Source organism: Streptomyces daghestanicus (genome assembly GCF_020521275.1).
In the GTDB taxonomy this organism is placed as follows: Bacteria; Actinomycetota; Actinomycetes; order Streptomycetales; family Streptomycetaceae; genus Streptomyces; species Streptomyces griseoviridis.
Genome location: NZ_BNDX01000011.1, coordinates 178,691 through 195,629, shown reverse-complemented (window position 1 = coordinate 195,629; position 16,939 = coordinate 178,691). Strand labels below are relative to the sequence as shown.

Annotated in this window: 15 protein-coding genes and 2 pseudogenes; 6 read left to right on the top strand and 11 right to left on the bottom strand. The window is 75.1% G+C overall.

From position 1 onward, the window contains the following. Window positions 1–78: 78 nt before the first annotated feature. On the top strand, window positions 79–1,803 hold the full coding sequence (locus Sdagh_RS23225) for a hypothetical protein (protein WP_190077116.1): 1,725 nt from the start codon (window positions 79–81) through the stop codon (window positions 1,801–1,803). A gap of 7 nt (window positions 1,804–1,810) precedes the next feature. Here the strand turns inward: Sdagh_RS23225 and Sdagh_RS23220 are convergent, their stop codons facing one another. Beyond that, entirely contained in the window at window positions 1,811–2,251 is a 441-nt protein-coding gene (locus tag Sdagh_RS23220) for a PPOX class F420-dependent oxidoreductase (protein WP_189418507.1), read from the bottom strand. 103 nt (window positions 2,252–2,354) lie between these two features. Here Sdagh_RS23220 and Sdagh_RS23215 point away from each other — a divergent pair, with 103 nt between their 5' ends. Beyond that, on the top strand, window positions 2,355–3,584 hold the full coding sequence (locus tag Sdagh_RS23215; protein ID WP_189418505.1) for a serine hydrolase domain-containing protein: 1,230 nt from the start codon (window positions 2,355–2,357) through the stop codon (window positions 3,582–3,584). On the opposite strand, the pseudogene Sdagh_RS23210 reads toward Sdagh_RS23215, so the two are convergent. Beyond that, a pseudogene (locus Sdagh_RS23210) lies at window positions 3,574–3,800 on the bottom strand (hypothetical protein); the annotation flags it as partial. The gene Sdagh_RS23215 and the pseudogene Sdagh_RS23210 sit on opposite strands and share 11 nt — an antisense overlap. Before the next feature lie 15 nt (window positions 3,801–3,815). Between Sdagh_RS23210 and Sdagh_RS23205 the strand changes: the two are divergent. Continuing rightward, a pseudogene (locus Sdagh_RS23205) lies at window positions 3,816–4,631 on the top strand (CDP-alcohol phosphatidyltransferase family protein); the annotation flags it as partial. Here the strand turns inward: Sdagh_RS23205 and Sdagh_RS23200 are convergent. The 5 genes from Sdagh_RS23200 to Sdagh_RS23180 form a co-directional block, all read right to left on the bottom strand. Next, window positions 4,632–5,888 carry an MDR family MFS transporter gene (locus tag Sdagh_RS23200; RefSeq protein ID WP_189418503.1) on the bottom strand — a complete coding sequence of 419 codons (1,257 nt, stop codon included), beginning with the start codon at window positions 5,886–5,888 and terminating at the stop codon, window positions 4,632–4,634. Then, the gene (locus Sdagh_RS23195; RefSeq protein ID WP_190077117.1) at window positions 5,885–7,678 is read right to left on the bottom strand and encodes an ABC transporter permease subunit; all 1,794 of its coding nucleotides are present in this window, start codon (window positions 7,676–7,678) and stop codon (window positions 5,885–5,887) included. Before Sdagh_RS23195 ends, Sdagh_RS23200 begins: the two co-directional genes overlap by 4 nt. A gap of 3 nt (window positions 7,679–7,681) precedes the next feature. Continuing rightward, window positions 7,682–9,178 (bottom strand): ABC transporter substrate-binding protein, encoded by a 1,497-nt coding sequence (locus tag Sdagh_RS23190; protein ID WP_190077118.1) that lies wholly within the window; start codon window positions 9,176–9,178, stop codon window positions 7,682–7,684. A 109-nt stretch (window positions 9,179–9,287) separates the two neighbouring features. Then, a complete protein-coding gene (locus Sdagh_RS23185) occupies window positions 9,288–9,824 on the bottom strand; it encodes a GNAT family N-acetyltransferase (RefSeq protein ID WP_190077119.1) in 537 nt (178 codons plus the stop codon). Between the two features lie 35 nt (window positions 9,825–9,859). Then, window positions 9,860–10,483, bottom strand: coding sequence for a TetR/AcrR family transcriptional regulator (locus Sdagh_RS23180; RefSeq protein ID WP_190077120.1), 624 nt, complete (start codon window positions 10,481–10,483; stop codon window positions 9,860–9,862). 104 nt (window positions 10,484–10,587) lie between these two features. On the opposite strand from Sdagh_RS23180, the gene Sdagh_RS23175 reads away from it, so the two are divergent. Beyond that, window positions 10,588–11,622: an aldo/keto reductase gene (locus Sdagh_RS23175; RefSeq protein ID WP_190077121.1), complete on the top strand. Its 1,035-nt coding sequence runs from the start codon at window positions 10,588–10,590 to the stop codon at window positions 11,620–11,622. Window positions 11,623–11,634: 12 nt separating this feature from the next. Here the strand turns inward: Sdagh_RS23175 and Sdagh_RS23170 are convergent, their stop codons facing one another. Together Sdagh_RS23170 and Sdagh_RS23165 are read right to left on the bottom strand one after the other, a co-directional pair. Next, entirely contained in the window at window positions 11,635–11,811 is a 177-nt protein-coding gene (locus Sdagh_RS23170; protein WP_189418490.1) for a DUF397 domain-containing protein, read from the bottom strand. Next, complete coding sequence (locus Sdagh_RS23165; protein ID WP_190077122.1) at window positions 11,808–12,629, bottom strand: helix-turn-helix domain-containing protein; 822 nt, start codon at window positions 12,627–12,629, stop codon at window positions 11,808–11,810. The genes Sdagh_RS23170 and Sdagh_RS23165 overlap by 4 nt, the downstream gene beginning before the upstream one ends. Window positions 12,630–12,879: 250 nt before the next feature. Between Sdagh_RS23165 and Sdagh_RS23160 the strand changes: the two genes are divergently transcribed. After that, window positions 12,880–13,701 (top strand): SAM-dependent methyltransferase, encoded by an 822-nt coding sequence (locus Sdagh_RS23160; RefSeq protein ID WP_189418485.1) that lies wholly within the window; start codon window positions 12,880–12,882, stop codon window positions 13,699–13,701. Window positions 13,702–13,705: 4 nt separating this feature from the next. Here the strand turns inward: Sdagh_RS23160 and Sdagh_RS23155 are convergent, their stop codons facing one another. After that, complete coding sequence (locus Sdagh_RS23155; RefSeq protein WP_190010464.1) at window positions 13,706–14,056, bottom strand: DoxX family protein; 351 nt, start codon at window positions 14,054–14,056, stop codon at window positions 13,706–13,708. Window positions 14,057–14,142: 86 nt separating this feature from the next. On the opposite strand from Sdagh_RS23155, the gene Sdagh_RS23150 reads away from it, so the two are divergent. After that, window positions 14,143–14,994, top strand: coding sequence for a LysR family transcriptional regulator (locus tag Sdagh_RS23150; protein ID WP_190077195.1), 852 nt, complete (start codon window positions 14,143–14,145; stop codon window positions 14,992–14,994). A 21-nt stretch (window positions 14,995–15,015) separates the two neighbouring features. On the opposite strand, the gene Sdagh_RS23145 is transcribed toward Sdagh_RS23150, so the two are convergent. Beyond that, window positions 15,016–16,884, bottom strand: coding sequence for a discoidin domain-containing protein (locus Sdagh_RS23145; RefSeq protein WP_190077123.1), 1,869 nt, complete (start codon window positions 16,882–16,884; stop codon window positions 15,016–15,018). Window positions 16,885–16,939 lie beyond the last annotated feature (55 nt).

Genomic DNA, 16,939 nt, shown 5'->3' with positions numbered 1-16,939 from the left:
AACCCGGCCTCCGGCATTGACTATCGTTGCCCGATCATGTGACGGATCTGATCCGACCCGATCGGGAGGCGAGCGGACGTGTCGGGGGCCGACGGCTGGATACGGGTGCCCATCGGTGACGACGCGGCGCGGTGGGCGACGCGGGGCCGCACCGCGAGGGTGCTCCTCGTCGTCCACAACGTCACCGCCGCGACCCGGCTGCTGGACGTCCTGCCCCTGTTCCACGACGACCTCCGCGTCCAGCTCCTCGCGACGTGCCCGGGGTCGTCGGCGTTCCGGGCGGGGACGGCGGAGCTGCTGGCGGACCTGGGCATACCGGTGCTGCCGTGGGAGCAGGCGGTGTCGGTCCCGGTCTCCCTGGCGGTGTCGGCGAGCTTCGGCGGGCGTCTGCGGGACGTACGGGGAAGGCTGGCCGTCCTGTCGCACGGCGTCGGGTACTCCAAGACGCTCGCGCCGCCGGGTGCCGCGAGCGGGGCGCCCGCGCCCGTCTTCGGGATGTCCCCCGAGTGGCTGCTCGACGCGGGCGGGCGGCCGGTGGCCGACGCGCTCGTGCTCTCCCATCCGGAACAGTACGAGCGGCTGCGCGCCGTCTGCCCCGAGGCGGCGCCCTCTGCGGTCGTCGCCGGGGACCCCTGCTGGGACCGGATGCTGGCGGCCCGCCCGTACCGTGACCGCTACCGTCGCGCCCTCGGCGCCGGCCGGGACCGCCGGCTGATCGTCCTCTCCTCCACCTGGAACCCGGAGTCGCTGTTCGGTGACGGCGGCGACGACGTGCTGCCGTCCCTGCTGCCCCGGCTGGCCGACGAGTTCCCGCTGGACGAGTACCGCTTCGCGGCCGTGCTGCATCCCAATGTCTGGCACGGGCACGGCCCCGGCCAGATCCGGGCCTGGCTGGACCGTGCCCGGAGGTCCGGGCTGGCGCTGATCGACCCGCTGACCGGCTGGCGGCAGGCGCTGATCGCCGCCGACGCCGTGCTCGGCGACCACGGATCGGTGACGTACTACGCCGCCGCGCTCGGCACTCCGGTGCTGCTCGGCCCGGCTCCGTCGGCCGGTCTCGCGCCGGACGCGCCGGTGCGCGCCTTCGTCCGCGAGGCGCCCCGGCTGGTGCCCGGGCGCCCGCTGCGCCCGCAGGTGGAGGCGCTGCTCGACGGATTCCGGCCCGCGCCCGGTCCGGCCCGGTTCACCAGTTCCGTACCGGGCGAGTCGGCGGCCCGGCTGCGCCGTCTGTTCTACGGTCTGGCCGGACTGCGCGAGCCGGAGGCACCCGCCCGGCTCGAACCGCTGCCGCTGCCGCCGTACGAGCCGGGCGAGCCCCGCGTGCCGCTGCTGGTGCGGACCCGGCTGCTCGGCTCGGGCGAGATGGCCGTGACCCGGTACGCGGGCACGCCACCGGACACGGCGAGAAATGCTGCGGCGGGGGACGCGCATCTCGCCGTGCACGAGGACACCCGGGAGACGGACCGGCTCGACCTGGCCGACGTGGTGTTCCGCTACGGCGCCGACGACGACCCCCGGCTGGGCGCGGCGGAGCGGTGGACGGCGGAGGTCCTGGACCGGCATCCGCGCTGCGCGCTCGCGGCCCGCGTCACCGCCCCGGGGACCTGTGTCGTACGGCCCCGGGGCGGGGAGCCGCTGCGGCTGACGGCCGGTCCGGGCGCGGACGCCGATCCGGCCGCGTACGCCTCGGCGCTGCACGCGTGGCTCGCGGCGGGTGGGACGCCGCGTCAGCTGTACGGGCGGGGCCTGACGGTCCGTGTGGGCGCCGGCCGGCACCGGGTGGGCGTCGCGGCGTCGACGTGACGGTGTGTCAGTCCTTGCGCGGGATCCCGTACACCCGCTCCACCCGCAGCCGGACGACCAGGCGGCGGTCGCGGATCATGGCGGCGCGGTAGTCGTCCCAGTCGGGGTGTTCGCCGAGGACGTCGCGGTAGAGGCGGACGAGTTCCTCGACCGTGTCGTCGTGGGGGTCGGCGGCGACCGGGGAGAGGTCGGCCGTGCCCTCGGCGACGGCGTAGGCCCAGCGGTCGTCGGTGGTGACGTGGTAGGAGGCCCGGGGGTCGCGGCGCAGGTTGCGGGTCTTGGCCCGGTCGTCGGTGACCGAGACGCGGAGGACGCGCTCGGCGGGGTAGTAGGCGTGACTGACGTTGGACAACTGGGGCCGGCCGTCGCGTCTGAGGGTGACGAGCACTCCGGCGTGGCCTTCGGCGAGCAGCTTCAGCAGGGCGTCCTGCGTGGCGTCATCGGTCATGTCCCGGTGAACGGGCGGGTCCTCCGGCCTGTTCCCCTTTTCCATGATCCGGTTTTCTATGATCCGGTCGGGTGACACGTGATGGAGGAGGCGGAGGCGAACGATGGTGCGGCTGCGGCAGGAGACCGAACCGGACGAGGCCGGGCTGGACGGCGAGGCGCTGGACCGGCTCGACCGGCACTTCGCCCGGGAGGTGGACGAGGGGCGGCTCCCGGGGTTCCTGGTGGCCGTCGCCCGGCGCGGTCGCGTCGCCCATCTCACCACGTACGGGCACCGGGACGTCGCGGCCGGTCTGCCGGTCGAGGCGGACACCCTGTTCCGGATCTACTCCATGACCAAGCCGGTCACCGCCGTGGCCGCGCTGATGCTGGTGGAGGAGGGCCTGCTGTCGCTGGACGACCCGGTGGCCCGGTACCTCCCCGCCTTCGCCGAGCCGCGGGTGTACGCGGGCGGCACGGCCCCCGACATCACCACCCGCCCGGCCCGGGGCCCGGTCCTGGTCCGGCATCTGATGACCCACACCGCCGGTCTGACCTTCGGCTTCTACCACGCGCACCCGGTCGACGCGCTGTACCGCGCGGCGGGCCTGGAGTCGTCGGTGCGGCCCGGCGACGACCTCGCCGCGACGGTCGACCTGTACGCGAGCCTGCCGCTGCAGTTCGAGCCGGGCACCGAGTGGAACTACTCCGTCGCCAGCAACGTCCTCGGCCGGCTGGTGGAGGTGGTGAGCGGCCGGCCGCTCGACGCGTTCTTCGCCGAGCGGATCTTCGGCCCGCTCGGCATGACCGACGCCGGTTTCCAGGTGAGCGACGAACAGCTGCCCCGGCTGGCCGAGTTGTACGGCGAGCAGGACGGCGGCGGCATCGCGCCGATACCGGGGCTGCCGCTGCGGGGCCGGCCGAGGCTGCTGTCGGGCAGCGGCGGCCTGGTGGCCTCCGCGCACGACGTGCACCGGTTCGCGGAGCTGCTGCGGCGCCGGGGCGAACTCGACGGCGTCCGCCTGCTCGCCCCCGCCACCGTGGACCTGATGACCCGCAACCACCTGCCCGGCGGGGCCGACCTGCGTGCCGCCGGCAGCCGCCCGGCGCACGACGTGCCCGGCAACGACGGTGTCGGCTTCGGGCTCGGGGTGTCCGTGGTGACCGATCCGTCCCGTACCCAGGTGCCCTCGGGGCCCGGCACGTTCGGCTGGAACGGGGTGGCCACGACGACGTTCTGGGTGGACCCGGGCCGGGAGCTGACCGTGCAGTTGCTCACCCAGGTCCGGCCGAAGGGGTCGCACACGGTCTTCCCGGACCTCAAGCGGCTGGTGCACGCGGCGGTCATCGGCTGACCGGCACGGCGTCGGGCACGGCCGGGCGGTCCGGGCGGGGCAGGTCGTGGTCGAGCCGTTCGCGTTCGGCGCGCAGGTAGCCGATGTCGTCCTCGCCCGGCGGTATCAGCAACGGCACCCGCTCGGTGACCCGGATGCCGTGCCGGACCAGCGCCTCGTGCTCGCGCGGGTTGTGGGACATCAGCCGCCCGAGCGGACGCCCAGGTCGGCGAGGACGCCGGCGCCGCGTCCGTGCCGTGCCGCCCGGTGCACGTCGCCGAGGCCGCCGCCGGGGCGGTCGCGCAGGTGCTGCCGCTGGTGCCGCTCGGTACGGCGCACCGCCGGGGCCCGGCGGGCCGGCCGGCCGGGCTCGGTCTCGCGGGCGGCACCTGGGCGGTGCTGTCCCGGGCGCTGCGCCGGGCCCGGCCGCCCCGTTCGGCCCGGCCGACCGCGTCACCCTCGCCCGGACCCTGCTGGCCGGCGCCGTCACGGCGCTGGTCGTCGGCTCCTTCCGCGCCGCGCCCCCGTCCCGCTCCTGGCGGGCCTGACCACCGTCGCCCTGCCCCCGGACGGCGTCGACGGGCGGGTCGCCCGGCGCACCGGCACGGCGACACCGCTGGGCACCCGCTTCGGCATGGAGGTGGACGCCCTCCTCGTCCTGGTGCTGAGCGGGTACGTGTCCCGGCGGCAGGCCACTGGGTGCTGCTGATCGGCGCGACGCGCTACGTCTTCGCCCGCCGCCGCCCCCCGCCCGCCGTGGCGGTCGGCGCCGCTGCCGCTGCCGCCGAGCACGGCCCGCACGGCGGTGGCCGCGCTGCAAACGGCGGTGGCCGCGCTGCAAGGGGTGCTGCTGCTGGCGGCGGCCACCGGTCTGCCTGCCGCTCCCGGCCGACGCGGCCGTGCTGTCGGCGCCGGCCCTGCTGCCGAGGCGGCCGTGCTGTCGGCGTCGACCCTGCTGCCGAGGCGGCCGTGCTGTCGGCGCCGGCCCTGCTGGTGTGGTCCGTCGGCCGGGACGTGCGGTGGCTGTGGCGTGCGTGCACCGGCGGGGCGCGGACGCGGGCGGCTGGGTCAGGCGGTCGTGCCCGACCTGGTGGCGCCCTGACGCCCCGGCAGCAGGGCCGCCGCCGTCAGCGGCAGCACCGCCAGCACCAGCCACGGCACGGCGGCCGGCAGCCCGCTGTCCAGGAGCGACCCGGTGAGGGAGCTGCCGAGCAGCACGAGGAGCCCGGAGACGGAGGAGAGCGCGCCGGTGTACAGGCCGAGCCGCCCGTCCTCCGCGAGGTCGGGAACCCAGGCGCGGGCGACGGGGGCGACCAGCATCTGGCCGAGGGTCAGCAGGACGACGAAGACGGCGGCGGGCAGCAGTCCGCGGACGCCGGTCCAGCCGGCCGGGCGGGCCGCCGCCACCGCCGCGAACCCGGCCGCGACCAGGACCAGTCCGGCGGCCATGGACCGGCGCGGGGTGAGCCGCCGGCCCGACCAGCGGGTGACGGGCAGTTGGGCGGTCACGACCAGCAGCGAGGAGAGGGCGAACAGCCAGGCCAGCGGCGCCCGCGAGCCGGCCGCCCGCTCCACCTCGGCGGGCAGCGCCAGGTAGAACTGGTTGTAGGCGAGCAGGTAGGCACCGTACGCGCAGCACAGCGCGAGGAAGGGCCGGTTGCGCAGCAGCGGCCGGACGCCGCCCTTGACGCGGAGGCGGGCCCGGCCGGGGAGGCGCTGCGGCAGCAGCCGGGCGTGGCCGGCGAGGACCAGGACGAAGATCCCGGCGCCGGCGAGGCACGCCGTGCGGAAGTCGACGGCGAGCAGCAGCGCACCCAGCAGTGGTCCGGCGAAGGCGCCCGCCTGCCCGGCGACGGTGAACAGGGCCAGCACCCTGGTCCGGTCGCCGCCGCCGGCCTCCTCCCACAGCACCGCCTGCCGGGCCACCTCGGACTCGACGGCGGGTGAGAACAGCGCGGCGGCGAACCCGATGAGCAGGACGGCGCCGACGACCGACCAGGTGGCGTCGGCGTACCCGAGCCAGGCGAACCCGGCGATCCGCAGCAGGCATCCGGCGAGCACCACGGGCCGGATGCCGTACCGGTCGGCCAGCGCCCCGCCGACCACGAACAGCCCCTGCTGGCTGAAGGTGCGCAGGCCCAGTACGAATCCGACCAGCCAGCCCGCCATGCCGATGCCCTGCCCGAGGTGCTCGGCGAGGAAGGGCAGCACCGCGTAGAAGCCGACGTTGAAGGCGAGCTGGGTGAGGACGAGCAGGCGCAGCAGCGGGGAGAGGCGGGTGCGGCCGGGGGCGGTGACCGCGGCCCCGGTGGGTGTCGCGGTCACCGGGCCTCCGCCGGTTCCCTGGAAGTCTCTTCCACCACGGGGGCGGCCGCCGGGGTACGCGGGTGACGGCGGCGGCGCGGGCGGCGGACGCCGCCGGCGGCGGTGACGGCGAGCGCGCCGAGCAGGGCGAGGACGAGCGCGGGGGCGAGGACGGCCCAGGGGGCGCGTTCGGCGTAGGGCTGGTTCTCGGCGAGCAGCAGGCCCCACTCGGGGGACGGCGGCTGGGCGCCGAGGCCGAGGAAGCCGAGCGAGGCGAGGGCGAGGGCGACGCCGGGCAGCCGGATCAGGGCGTGCCGGAGCACGGGCGGCAGCACGGCGGGCAGCAGTTCGCGGCGGAGCAGGTACCAGCGGCTGGCGCCGAGGCCGCGGGTGGCGAGGACGTGCAGGGTGGCGCGTTCCTGCCGGAGCAGGGCGGTGGTGTGCGCGGCCAGCGGGGCCCAGGCGACGGCGGTCACGGCGACGGCGGGGGTGGTGGTGCCGCTGCCGGCGACGGCGGTGACGAGGAGGGCGAGCAGCACCGGCGGGACCGCGTTGACGGTGTCGGCGAGCGGTCCGGAGAGCCGGGGTACGAGGCCGAGGAGGACACCGGCGATCAGCGCGGCGGCGCTGATGGTGAGGGCGAGCAGCAGGGTGTCGAGGGCGCCGTGGCCGACCCGGGCGAGGAGGTCCCGGCCGAGGGAGTCGGTGCCGAAGGGGTGGGCGGGCGAGGGCGGGCCGAGCCGGGCGCCGGTCTCGACGGCGAGCGGGTCGCGGGGCAGGCCGCAGGCGACGACGGCGGCCAGCACGGCGGCGAGGCCCAGCGGGAGCAGGCCGCGGGCGGGCGGGGCGGGCCGGTGCAGGGTGGACAGGGCGCCGTCGCGCAGGGCGGGGCCGGCCAGCAGGTGCGCGGCGAGCCGGGCGCCGCCGGTGGCGAGGGCGGCGAGCAGGACGAGGGCGAGGGTGCCGGCCTGGAGGACGGGCAGGTCCTGGGCGAGGGCGGCCTGGAGGGTGGCGCGGCCGAGGCCGGGGATGTCGAAGATCTGCTCGACGGCGACGGCCCCGCCGGTCAGGCCGACCACGAACAGTCCGACGTTGGGCAGCAGGGCGGGAACGCAGCGGCGTACCGCCTGGCGGGCGATGCGCCGGCCGGGCAGGCCGCGGGCGGCGGCGGCCAGCGCCCACGGTTCGGCGAAGGCGCCGGGCAGCAGGTCGTCGAGGAGCCGGCCGAGGACGGCCCCGGCGGGCAGGCCGAGGGCGAGGGCGGGCAGCAGGGTGTACTGCGGCCCGTACCAGCCGAGCGCGGGCAGCCAGCCGAGCTGGACGCCGACGACGGTGGCGAGCACGGCGGCGAGCAGGAACTCGGGGAGCGCGGCGAGCATCGCGGAGGCCGTGCCGCGCGAGCGCCGGCCGCCGAGCCGCCGGCGGGCGCCGAGGCGCAGGGTGCGGGCGCAGACGCCGGCGGCGGTGAGGACGGCGACGGCCAGCGCGACCGCCATCAGCAGCAGGGAGACGCCGAGGGCCTGGAGGACGCCGGGCAGCACGTCGGTGCCCGAGATCCAGGACTGCCCGGCGTCGCCGCGCGCCAGTCCGCCGAGCCACCGGCCGAGCAGGTGGGCCGGCCCGGCGTCCAGGCCGAGTTGTGCGCGGATCGCGTCGAGGACCTCGGGGGTGGGGTCGCGGTCGGCGGACCGTGCCTTGAGGACGGTCCGCGCCGGGTCGGTGCGGGTGAGCCAGGGCAGCAGCCCGATCCCGCACACGAGTCCGGCCGCGAGCAGCACCCGCCACAGGGCGGCCGTCACCTGCCGGCGCACGGGTCAGCGCCGCGTTCCGGTGCCGACCAGGGTGCGCTCGTAGGGGTCGAGGACGACACCCCGCACACCGTCGGCGACGCCGGTGATGATCCGCTGGTGGACGAGCGGCACCACCGCGTCCGAGCCGAGGACGCGGGCCTCGGCGGCCATGGCGGCGTCGCGCCGCTCGTCGGTGTCGGTGACCTGCCCGGCGGCGGCGACCGCCCGGTCGACGTCCCGGTCGCAGAGCTGGGCGATGTTGAAGTCGCCGTCGCAGGTGTAGTCGCTGGCGAGGATCGAGACGGGGTCGCCGGTGTCGAGGAGGGTGTTGCGGGCGAGCACGAACGCGTCGAACGTCCCGTCCAGGGCGTCGCTCTCCAGCCGCGAGTACTCGCGCACGGTGAGCTTCACCGTGAACCCGGCCTTCTCCAGCTGTTCCTTCACCACCTGGGCGACCTCCGGCAGTTCGGGCCGGTTGTCGTAGGTGGCGAGGGTGAGGGTCTGCCCGGTCGCCTGCTCGGCGCCGGCGCGGCCCACGGGCTTCTCGCGCTTGCCCTCGGCCCAGGTGACGGCGGGTCCGTAGATGCCGGCGCCGGCGTCGCCGTGACCCTCGTAGACGTCCTTGGCGAAGACGGAGGTGTCGATGGCGGCGCGGGCGGTGGCCCGCAGTCCGGCGTCCTTCAGGGGGCCGGTGGAGGCGTTGAGGAGGAGGCTGGTGGTGCGGGTGGTGGCGGTGTCGCGCCGGGTCGCCTGGTCGAGGCTCGCGGCCTGGGAGACGGGGACGGCCTCGGCGATGTCCAGTTCCCCGGTGCGCAGGGCGTTGGCGCGGGCGGTGCCGTCGGCTATGAACCGGGCGTCGACGCCGGACGCCTGGGCGCGCCCGCCCCAGTAGTCGTCGAAGCGGTCGAGGGCGGCGGAGGTCGTCCCGTTGACCTCGGTGATCTCGAACGGGCCGGTGGCGGTGCCGACCGGGTCCGCCTTGCCGCCCTTGTACGCCTTGGCGGAGAGGATGGCGAGGGAGGGGCTGGACAGCCGCAGCGGGAGGACGGGGTCGGGCTCGTCGGTGGTGACGGTGACCGCGTGGTCGCCGTCGGCCTTGGCGGTGAGGGAGACGCCGGAGAGGGCGGCGGGCGCGGGTTCGGCGGCGACGGCGTGCGCGAGGGAGCCGGCGACGGCGTCCGCGGTGACCTCGCTGCCGTCCTGGAAGGCGGCCTCCCGCAGCGTGAACGTCCACGTGGTGTCGTTCTTCCGCTGCCAGGACGCGGCGAGCGCGGGCGCGGCGCTGCCGTTGGCGTCGAGCGAGGTCAGTCCCTCGGTGACGCCGAGCCGGCTGAGCAGGGTGGCGTCGGCGCCGTACGGCGAGAGGTTCTCGGCGGGCGGGAAGGCGAGGGCGACGCGCAGCCGGGACCCGTCCCCGTCGCCGGAAGCGGAGTCGGAGCCGCCGCCGGTGGAGAAGCAGCCGGCTGTCAGCGGGGCGAGCAGGAAGGGGGCGAGCAGCCGAAGGCGGCGGTGGGAACGCATGGTCCTCGGTTCGATCGGGTGCGGACGGGTCGGGGCGGACGGCGACGGTGCCGGGGCAACCCTACGTGGAAATGGTTTCCACCTGTACGTCAGGGCGGCGGGACGTACGTCAGGGCATGGGCACGTCGAAGTGGACGACGTTCTGCCCGCCCCCGGTGTCCTCCCGCTCGTCGTGCACGACCTTGGCGAGCGACCGCCAGAAGGGCTCGGCGCCGGTCACGGCGGGGTCGGTGTGCAGGTACACGGCCCGGTACCCGCCGTCGGCCGCGGCGAAGGCGAGCAGTTCGTCGACGATCCGCCGCGCCAGCCCGCGCCGCCGGTGCTCGGGCCGGACGTAGACCCGCCGCAGTTGCGCGGTCACGCCGGACGGGTAGCGCTCGGCGACGTGGGCGGGGTTCGGCGGGTGCGCGGGTCCCCGGCTGTCGAGCGCCCCGGTAGCGACCACCTCCCCCGTGCCGTCCACGGCGACGACGAGCGTGTGCCGCGCGGGCGTCAGATAGGCCGCGGCCAGGTCGATGATGTCCCCGTGCCACCGGGGCACGTATCCGGTGCCGAAGTCGCGGTAGACGGTGTCGAGCATGACGACTCGGGCGGCGTCGAGGTCGGCCGGGGTCGCCGGACGGATGCTGTAGTCGTGTTCGCGCACTTGCGCATCATATGCATCAATGCCGTATGCCCTGATCAGGGGGTGTCGGCAGGCGCGTAGACCCCCGCTCTCGCCGCCACCGCCGCCGCCTCGGCGGCGCGGGTCGCCAGCTCCTCGTCCAGCGGGCCGCCCCCGACCAGGAAGCGGTAGTAGAGCGGGGCGGAGACGGCCCGGATCACCTCCGCCGCGTCCGTGCCCGCCGGCGCCTCCCCCCGCTCGACGGCCCGCTCGACGACGGGCGCCCACTCCGCGATCCGCGCGCCGTAGAAGCGGTGCAGGGCGGCGGCGGTCCGCTCCTCCCCCGCGGCGGCGGCGATCAGCGCCTTGAACAGCGCCCCCTGCCGGGGATCGGCCAGCGTCTCCCGCACCAGCCGCGCGTTGGCGGCCAGGTCCCCCCGCAGGGAACCCGTCTCCGTGCGCGGGACCGACCGCTCGGCCATGTCCTGGAGCAGGTCGGCCACCAGCCCCGCCACCGTGCCCCACCGCCGGTAGACGGTGGTCTTGCCGGCCTCGGCGCGGCGCGCCACGTCGGCCAGGTCGAGCCCCGCGAACCCCTTCTCGATCAGGGCGTCCTCGGCGGCCCGCAGCACCGCCGCCCGCACCCGAGCCGTCCGCCCGCCGGGCCGCACGGTCCCGGGCTCGCCCCCATCAGCCGCCATAACGGTACTCCAGTTCCCTTAAGTCGAAGATCCTGCTACCTTCACTTCACCAGCTAACGGAACCACAGTCCCGTTAAAGAGGCAATTCCTGGAAGGGATCCGTCATGGAACACCGACGTCTGGGCGCGTCCGGCCTCCTCGTCCCCGCGCTGAGCTTCGGCACCGGCACCTTCGGCGGCAGCGGCCCGCTCTTCGGTGCCTGGGGCACCACCGACGTCCAGGAGGCCCGCCGCCTGGTCGGCATCTGCCTGGACGCGGGGATCACGATGTTCGACACCGCCGACGTCTACTCCGCCGGCGCCTCGGAAGAGGTCCTGGGCGCGGCGCTCAAAGGCCGCCGGGACGAGGTGATCGTCTCCACCAAGGCCGGCCTGCCCACGGGCGACGGCCCCGGCGACGCGGGCACCTCGCGCGCCCGCCTGATCACGGCCGTGGAGGACGCCCTGCGCCGGCTCGGCACCGACTACATCGACCTGTTCCAGTTGCACGCCTTCGACGCGGGCACACCGGTCGAGGAGGTCCTCTCCGCTCTCGACGCCCTCGTCCGGGCGGGCAAGGTCCGCTACACCGGCGTCTCCAACTTCTCCGGCTGGCAGGTGATGAAGTCCCTCGGGACGGCGGAGAGGTACGGCTTCCCGCGCTACGCGGCCCACCAGGTCTACTACTCCCTGCTCGGCCGGGACTACGAGTGGGAGCTGATGCCGCTCGCCCGCGACCAGGGCCTCGGCGCCGTCGTCTGGAGCCCGCTCGGCTGGGGCCGCCTCACCGGCAGGATCCGCCGGGGCACCCCGCCGCCACCCGACAGCCGACTGCACCGCACCGCCGACTTCGGCCCGCCCGTCGACGACGAACACCTCTACGGCATCGTCGATGCGCTGGACGAGACCGCCCGGGAGACCGGCCGTACGGTCGCGCAGATCGCCCTGAACTGGCTGCTCGCCCGCCCGACCGTCTCCTCCGTCATCATCGGCGCCCGCGACGAGCGCCAGCTCCGCCAGAACCTGGGCGCGGTCGGCTGGTCCCTCACCCCGGAGCAGACGGCCCGGCTCGACGCGGCGAGCCACCGCCCGGCGCCGTACCCGTACTTCCCGTACGAACGCCAGGAAGGCTTCGCCCGCCTGAACCCGCCGATGGTCTGACCGGGCGGCCGGTCAGACCCCCACGAAGCCGAGGAAGTCGCCCCACGCGGCAGGGGCGACCGTGAGGCAGGGGCCGTCCGCTTCCTTGGAGTCGCGGACCCACACACCACCGGACGTGTGCGCGACCTCCACGCAGTCATCACCCTCGGACCCGCTGTAGCTGCTCTTGAACCAGTCCAGCTCGCTCATGGCGCTCCTCGCATCTGCCGCAACAACTCGGCCGAGTCCGCAGGGGACAGGGCCTGCGAGCGCATCTTCGCATAGCGCATCTGCATGACACTGACCGCTTCCCGGTCGGTGATGAGCTGCCCGGTCTTCTGGCCCTCCGCATACCCGACCCAGTGCCGTTCAGGAGTCTCCAGCAGCCGCATAGGCCCATCGGTCCCCGCGTGGAACGGCTGCCGCAACGGCATCACCTGCAACTCGACGTTCCACAGTTCGGCGCAGGCGAGGAGATGGCCGAGCAGCGCGCGGGTGACCTCCTCACCCCCGACGTGCCGCAGCAGTACCGCCTCCTCGACGATGAAGCTGAACGCGATCGGCGGTGTGCGCCGCAGCAGTTCCTGCCGCGCGCGCCGCGCGGCGATCCGCTCCCCCAGTTGCTCCTCGCTGGGCGGTGGCGGCACGTTCAGCATGACCGCGCGGGTGTACTCCTCCGTCTGGAGCAGCCCCGGCACCACCCGGCACTCGTAGGTGCACAGGGTGACGGCGGTCTCCTCCAGTTGCGCCCACTCCCGGAACCAGACCGCCAGCCCCCGTTCCCGGCCCACGTGCCGGGCCATCGCCCGCAGCACGCCGAACGCGTCCAGCACCGACTCCACCCGGTCGATGAACGGGGGCGTCGGCAACCGGCGGCCCTGCTCGACGGAGGCGACGGTGGCGACCGAGTAGTCGATCAGCACGGCCAGTTGCTCCTGTGTCAGCGCGGCCCGCTCCCGGAACGCCTTCAGCGCCGCTCCGAACGCCTTGAGACTGTCGGACGTCTCGACCGTGCCGTTGTTCGCCATGGACGACCCCCTTGTCGCGCTGACCGCACACCTTCGGGCAGTACAACGGCCGTGGTCGGCAGCCGGACACGCGCGCGGCGCCCGGGGAGCCCGTACAGAAGGAGGTGTACGACCCCGGCCCTTCCCGGCGGCGCCCCCCGAGGTCAGGGACGTACGACCCGCCGAAGCATGCCAAGATGCACTCACGACACTCACGCCCCACGGGCAACGCGCGACAGCGGCGCGCGAGTTCAGGACGGAGCCAGGCACCATGACCTCCCTCGGCAGCGACGGCCGGAGCGACTCCCCCGCCCACCGGATCGACACCAGCAAGCCCCATCCGGCCCGGATGTACGACTACTTCCTCGGCGGGAAGGACCACTACGAGGTCGACCAGGCCGCCGCCGAGGAGTTCATGCGGCGGGCGCCGGAGGTGCGCGAGGGCGTCCTCGCCAACCGGCGGTTCATGCGGCGGGCCGTCGAGCACGTGGTCGCCGAGGGCGGCATCCGGCAGATCCTGGACATCGGCACGGGCCTGCCCACCGAGCCCAACGTGCACCAGATCGCCCGCGCCGTCGCCCCGGACACCCGGGTCGTCTACGTCGACAACGACCCGATCGTCAGCACCCACTCCATGGCACTGCTGGACGAACCCGACACCGCCGTCGTCCTCGCCGACCTGCGCGATCCCCGGGCGATCCTCGACCACCCGGAGGTGCGCCGGCTCATCGACTTCGACCAGCCGCTGGCGCTGCTGCTGGTGGCCGTCGTCCACTTCGTCTCCGACACCGAGGACCCGGACGGCATCCTCGCCACCCTCCGCGACGCCCTCCCCGCCGGCTCGTACCTGGTCCTCTCGCACGCGACGGGCGACGTCCACGAGGACCACCGCGAGGACGCGGCGGCCGTCTACGACAAGGCGTCCGCCACGATGAACCTCCGCCCGCACGCCCGCGTCCTGGACCTCTTCGGCGACTTCTCCCTGATCGAGCCGGGCCTGGTCCGCGTCACCGACTGGCGCCCGGAGGAGCCCCCGCGCCCCGACGCTCCGCTGATCGGGATGTACGGCGGGGTGGGCCGGAAGGAGAGCTGACCGCTCAGGCCAGCCAGGCGACCGCCCCGGCCGCCACCACCAGCACCACGTTCAGGGCGACCTGCCGGTCCCCCATGCGCAGGTGCACCCCGGTCGCGGCGAGCTGGAGCAGGACGAAGCCGAGGGCGGCGGCGACGGCGAGTCCGGGAGCGATGCCGGTCAGGGGCGGGAGGAGCAGGCCGAGGGCGCCCAGCACCTCGACGGCGCCGATGGCCCGGACCGCCGGCAGCGGCATGCTGTCCACCCAGGCCATCATCGGCCGGAGCCGCTCCCGGCTCCACACCGTCTTCACCGCGCCGCTGTAGAGGTAGAAGAGGGCCAGCAGGCCGGCGACGGTCCAGTACGCGAAGGTCATGCCCCCATCCCACCGCCGGCACCCCGCGGCCGTCCAAGACCTGTTCCGTCTCCCCCATACCCCACGGGTATCGTCGCAGCATGGAGCTGGAGCTGCGGACGCTGCGCTACTTCGTGGCGGTCGCCGAGGAACTGCACTTCGGCCGGGCCGCCGCGCGGCTGCGCATGAGCCAGCCGCCGCTGAGCCGGGCGATCAAGCGGCTGGAGACCGAGGCCGGTGCCCTGCTCTTCGAGCGGTCGTCCGCCGGGGTCGCCCTCACCCCGGTCGGCGTGATCCTGCTCGCCGAGGCGCGGGACCTGCTCGACCGGGCCGGCCGGGCCGGGACCCGGATGACCGCGGCGGCCGGACGTGCCGTCCTCACCGTGGGCATCCTGGGCGACAGCGGCGACCCGGACGCGGCGCGGCTGGCCCGCTCCTACCGCGCCCGGCACCCGCACGTCGAGGTCCGGGTCCGCGAGGCCGGCCTGTCCGACCCGACCTGCGGACTGCGGGCCGGGCCGGTCGACGCCGCCCTGACCCGCGCGCCGTTCGACGGGACGGGCCTGGAGGTCCGCGAGGTGCGGGCCGACCCGGTGGGGGCGCTGCTGCGCGCGGACGACCCGCTGGCCGGCCGCGCCGGGCTGACACTGGCCGACCTGGCGGGACGCGACTGGTTCCGGTTCCCGGACGGCACCGATCCGCGCTGGCAGTCGTACTGGCACGGCGGCCGGCCGCGCCGGGGGCCGGTGGTGCGCGCGGTCCAGGAGTGCCGGCAGGCCGTGCTGTGGAACGGCACGGTCGGCGTGACCCTCGTGGGCCACGACCCCGGCGAGGGCCTCACCGTGGTGCCGCTGACCGACATGGCGCCGAGCCGGGTGGTGGTGACGTGGCGGGCCGGGGAGACCGACCCGCTGGTGCGGTCGTTCGTGCGGGCCGCGATCGCCGCCCACCGCGCCTGAGCCCGCCCGGCGCCCGGCGCCTCACCCCTTCTGCTCGACCCGCACCCAGTCCACCTCCGCCCGCACTCCCCCGCCCGCGACGCGGTCCACGCTCGACTGCGGCAGCCCCCAGTAGGGCGAGGTGACCTTGTTCCACCCGGCGGGGTAGGCGCCGCCCAGCGCCAGGTTGAGGATCACGTACTGGTCGTGGCCGAAGACCCACTGGCCCCGGGTCGACTCCAGCTTGTTCCGGGTCGTCTCCTGCACCAGCCGGTCGTCGACGTAGAAGCGCATGCCCGTGGGCGTCCACTCCACCGCGTAGGTGTGCCACTGGTCGGCCCGGCCGCCCGCCGGGTACACCTGCCGGGCGCCGATGTTGCCGTCCGCCGAATAGCCCGGGCCGTGCAGGGCGCTGCTGGTCCAGTCGCCGTAGCCGATGTTCTCCATGATGTCGGTCTCGCCCGAGGCGGGCCAGGAGACGGCCGGGTCGTCCACGTTGCTGCCGAGCAGCCAGAAGGCGGGCCAGAAGCCGTCACCGACGGGCAGCCGCATCCGCGCGCTGACCCTGCCGTAGGTGAAGTCGAACTTGGTGTGGGTGTCGATGCGGCCGGAGGTGAAGTCGTACGTCACCCCGCCCGCCCGCGTGCAGTCGTCGCAGTACCGGGCGGCCAGGACCAGCGCGCCGTTCTCCTGGCGGACGGTGTCCGTGGAGTCGACGTACGCCTGGGACTCGCCGTTGACCGGGCCCATCTCCGTGCCGGTGCGCACCACCCGCCACTTGGAGCGGTCCAGGACGGACGTGGTGAAGTCGTCGAAGAAGGCGGTCCGGTAGGTGCCGCCCTGGTCGCCGGGGAGCGCCGGGTACGCGGCCGACGCCGAACCGCCGGTGCCCCAGACCTCGAACTCGTAGAGGGAGTAGCCGAACTGGGCCGTCGCCGGGGCCGGGTTGTAGAAGGAGCGGCGTTCCTTGCCGAGCATGCGGACGTAGCGGCCGGTGGCCGGCGTGGGCAGGCGGACGCTGTCGCGCCGGCCCGTCGCCTCGGCCGGGGACTTCACGTCGGCGCGGCGGGCGGCGACCTCGGCGGCCGAGGGCCGGTACACCGTGCGCCAGGTGCGGTTGTCGTCGGAGACCTGGAGTTCGTAGTCGACGGCGTACGCCGCCTCCCAGTACAGCTCCACCGTGTCGATGACCGAGGTGGCGCCGAGGTCGACGGAGACCCAGCGGTCCGCGTTCCAGTCGCTGGACCAGCGGGAGACGTCCGCCTTGAGGTCGGCGGGCCGGCCGCCGTCCGTGACGAACGCGGGCGAGTTGCCCGCGTGCTGGTAGACGTCGGAGTAGGCGGGGTGGTGGAGGGCGAGGTTGGCGCGGGTGCCGGTGGCGGGGGCCGGTTCGCCGCCGTACACCTTGAAGGACCAGAGCGAGTAGCCGTACGGGGTGGCCCGCTCCACGCCGCGCAGGCGGACGTAGCGGGCCCGCGCCTCCTGCGGGTAGGTGTGCGCGGTGACCGAGCCGCCGGTGCCGTCGGTCTCCGTGTAGAACGGGGTCCAGGCGGTGCCGTCCACCGACGCCTCCAGGACGTATCTCCTGCCGTAGGCCGCCTCCCAGTCCAGGACGACCCGGTCGACGCGGATGACCGAGCCGAGGTCGACGCGCAGCCACGCGCCGTCGGTGAAGTCGCTGGACCAGCGGGTGCCGCCGTCGCCGTCGAAGGCGAGACCGGGCGCGGTGCCCGCGTTCTCGCTGCCGGACGCCGTGACGGCGGCCGGGGAGGCCGCGTAGGCGGCGGCCGCGCGGTCCGTGTCCCAGGCTGCCGCCACCGCGGGGTTCGCGGCGGCCGGCGGGGTGAACGCCGGGCCGGCGGCCAGCAGCGTCAGGGCCGCCAGGGCGGTCAGGAGAGTGCGGGATGCCATCGGGATCTCCTTCGGTGAGTGCGGGATGACGCAATTGACGTGCACCTGACATAGA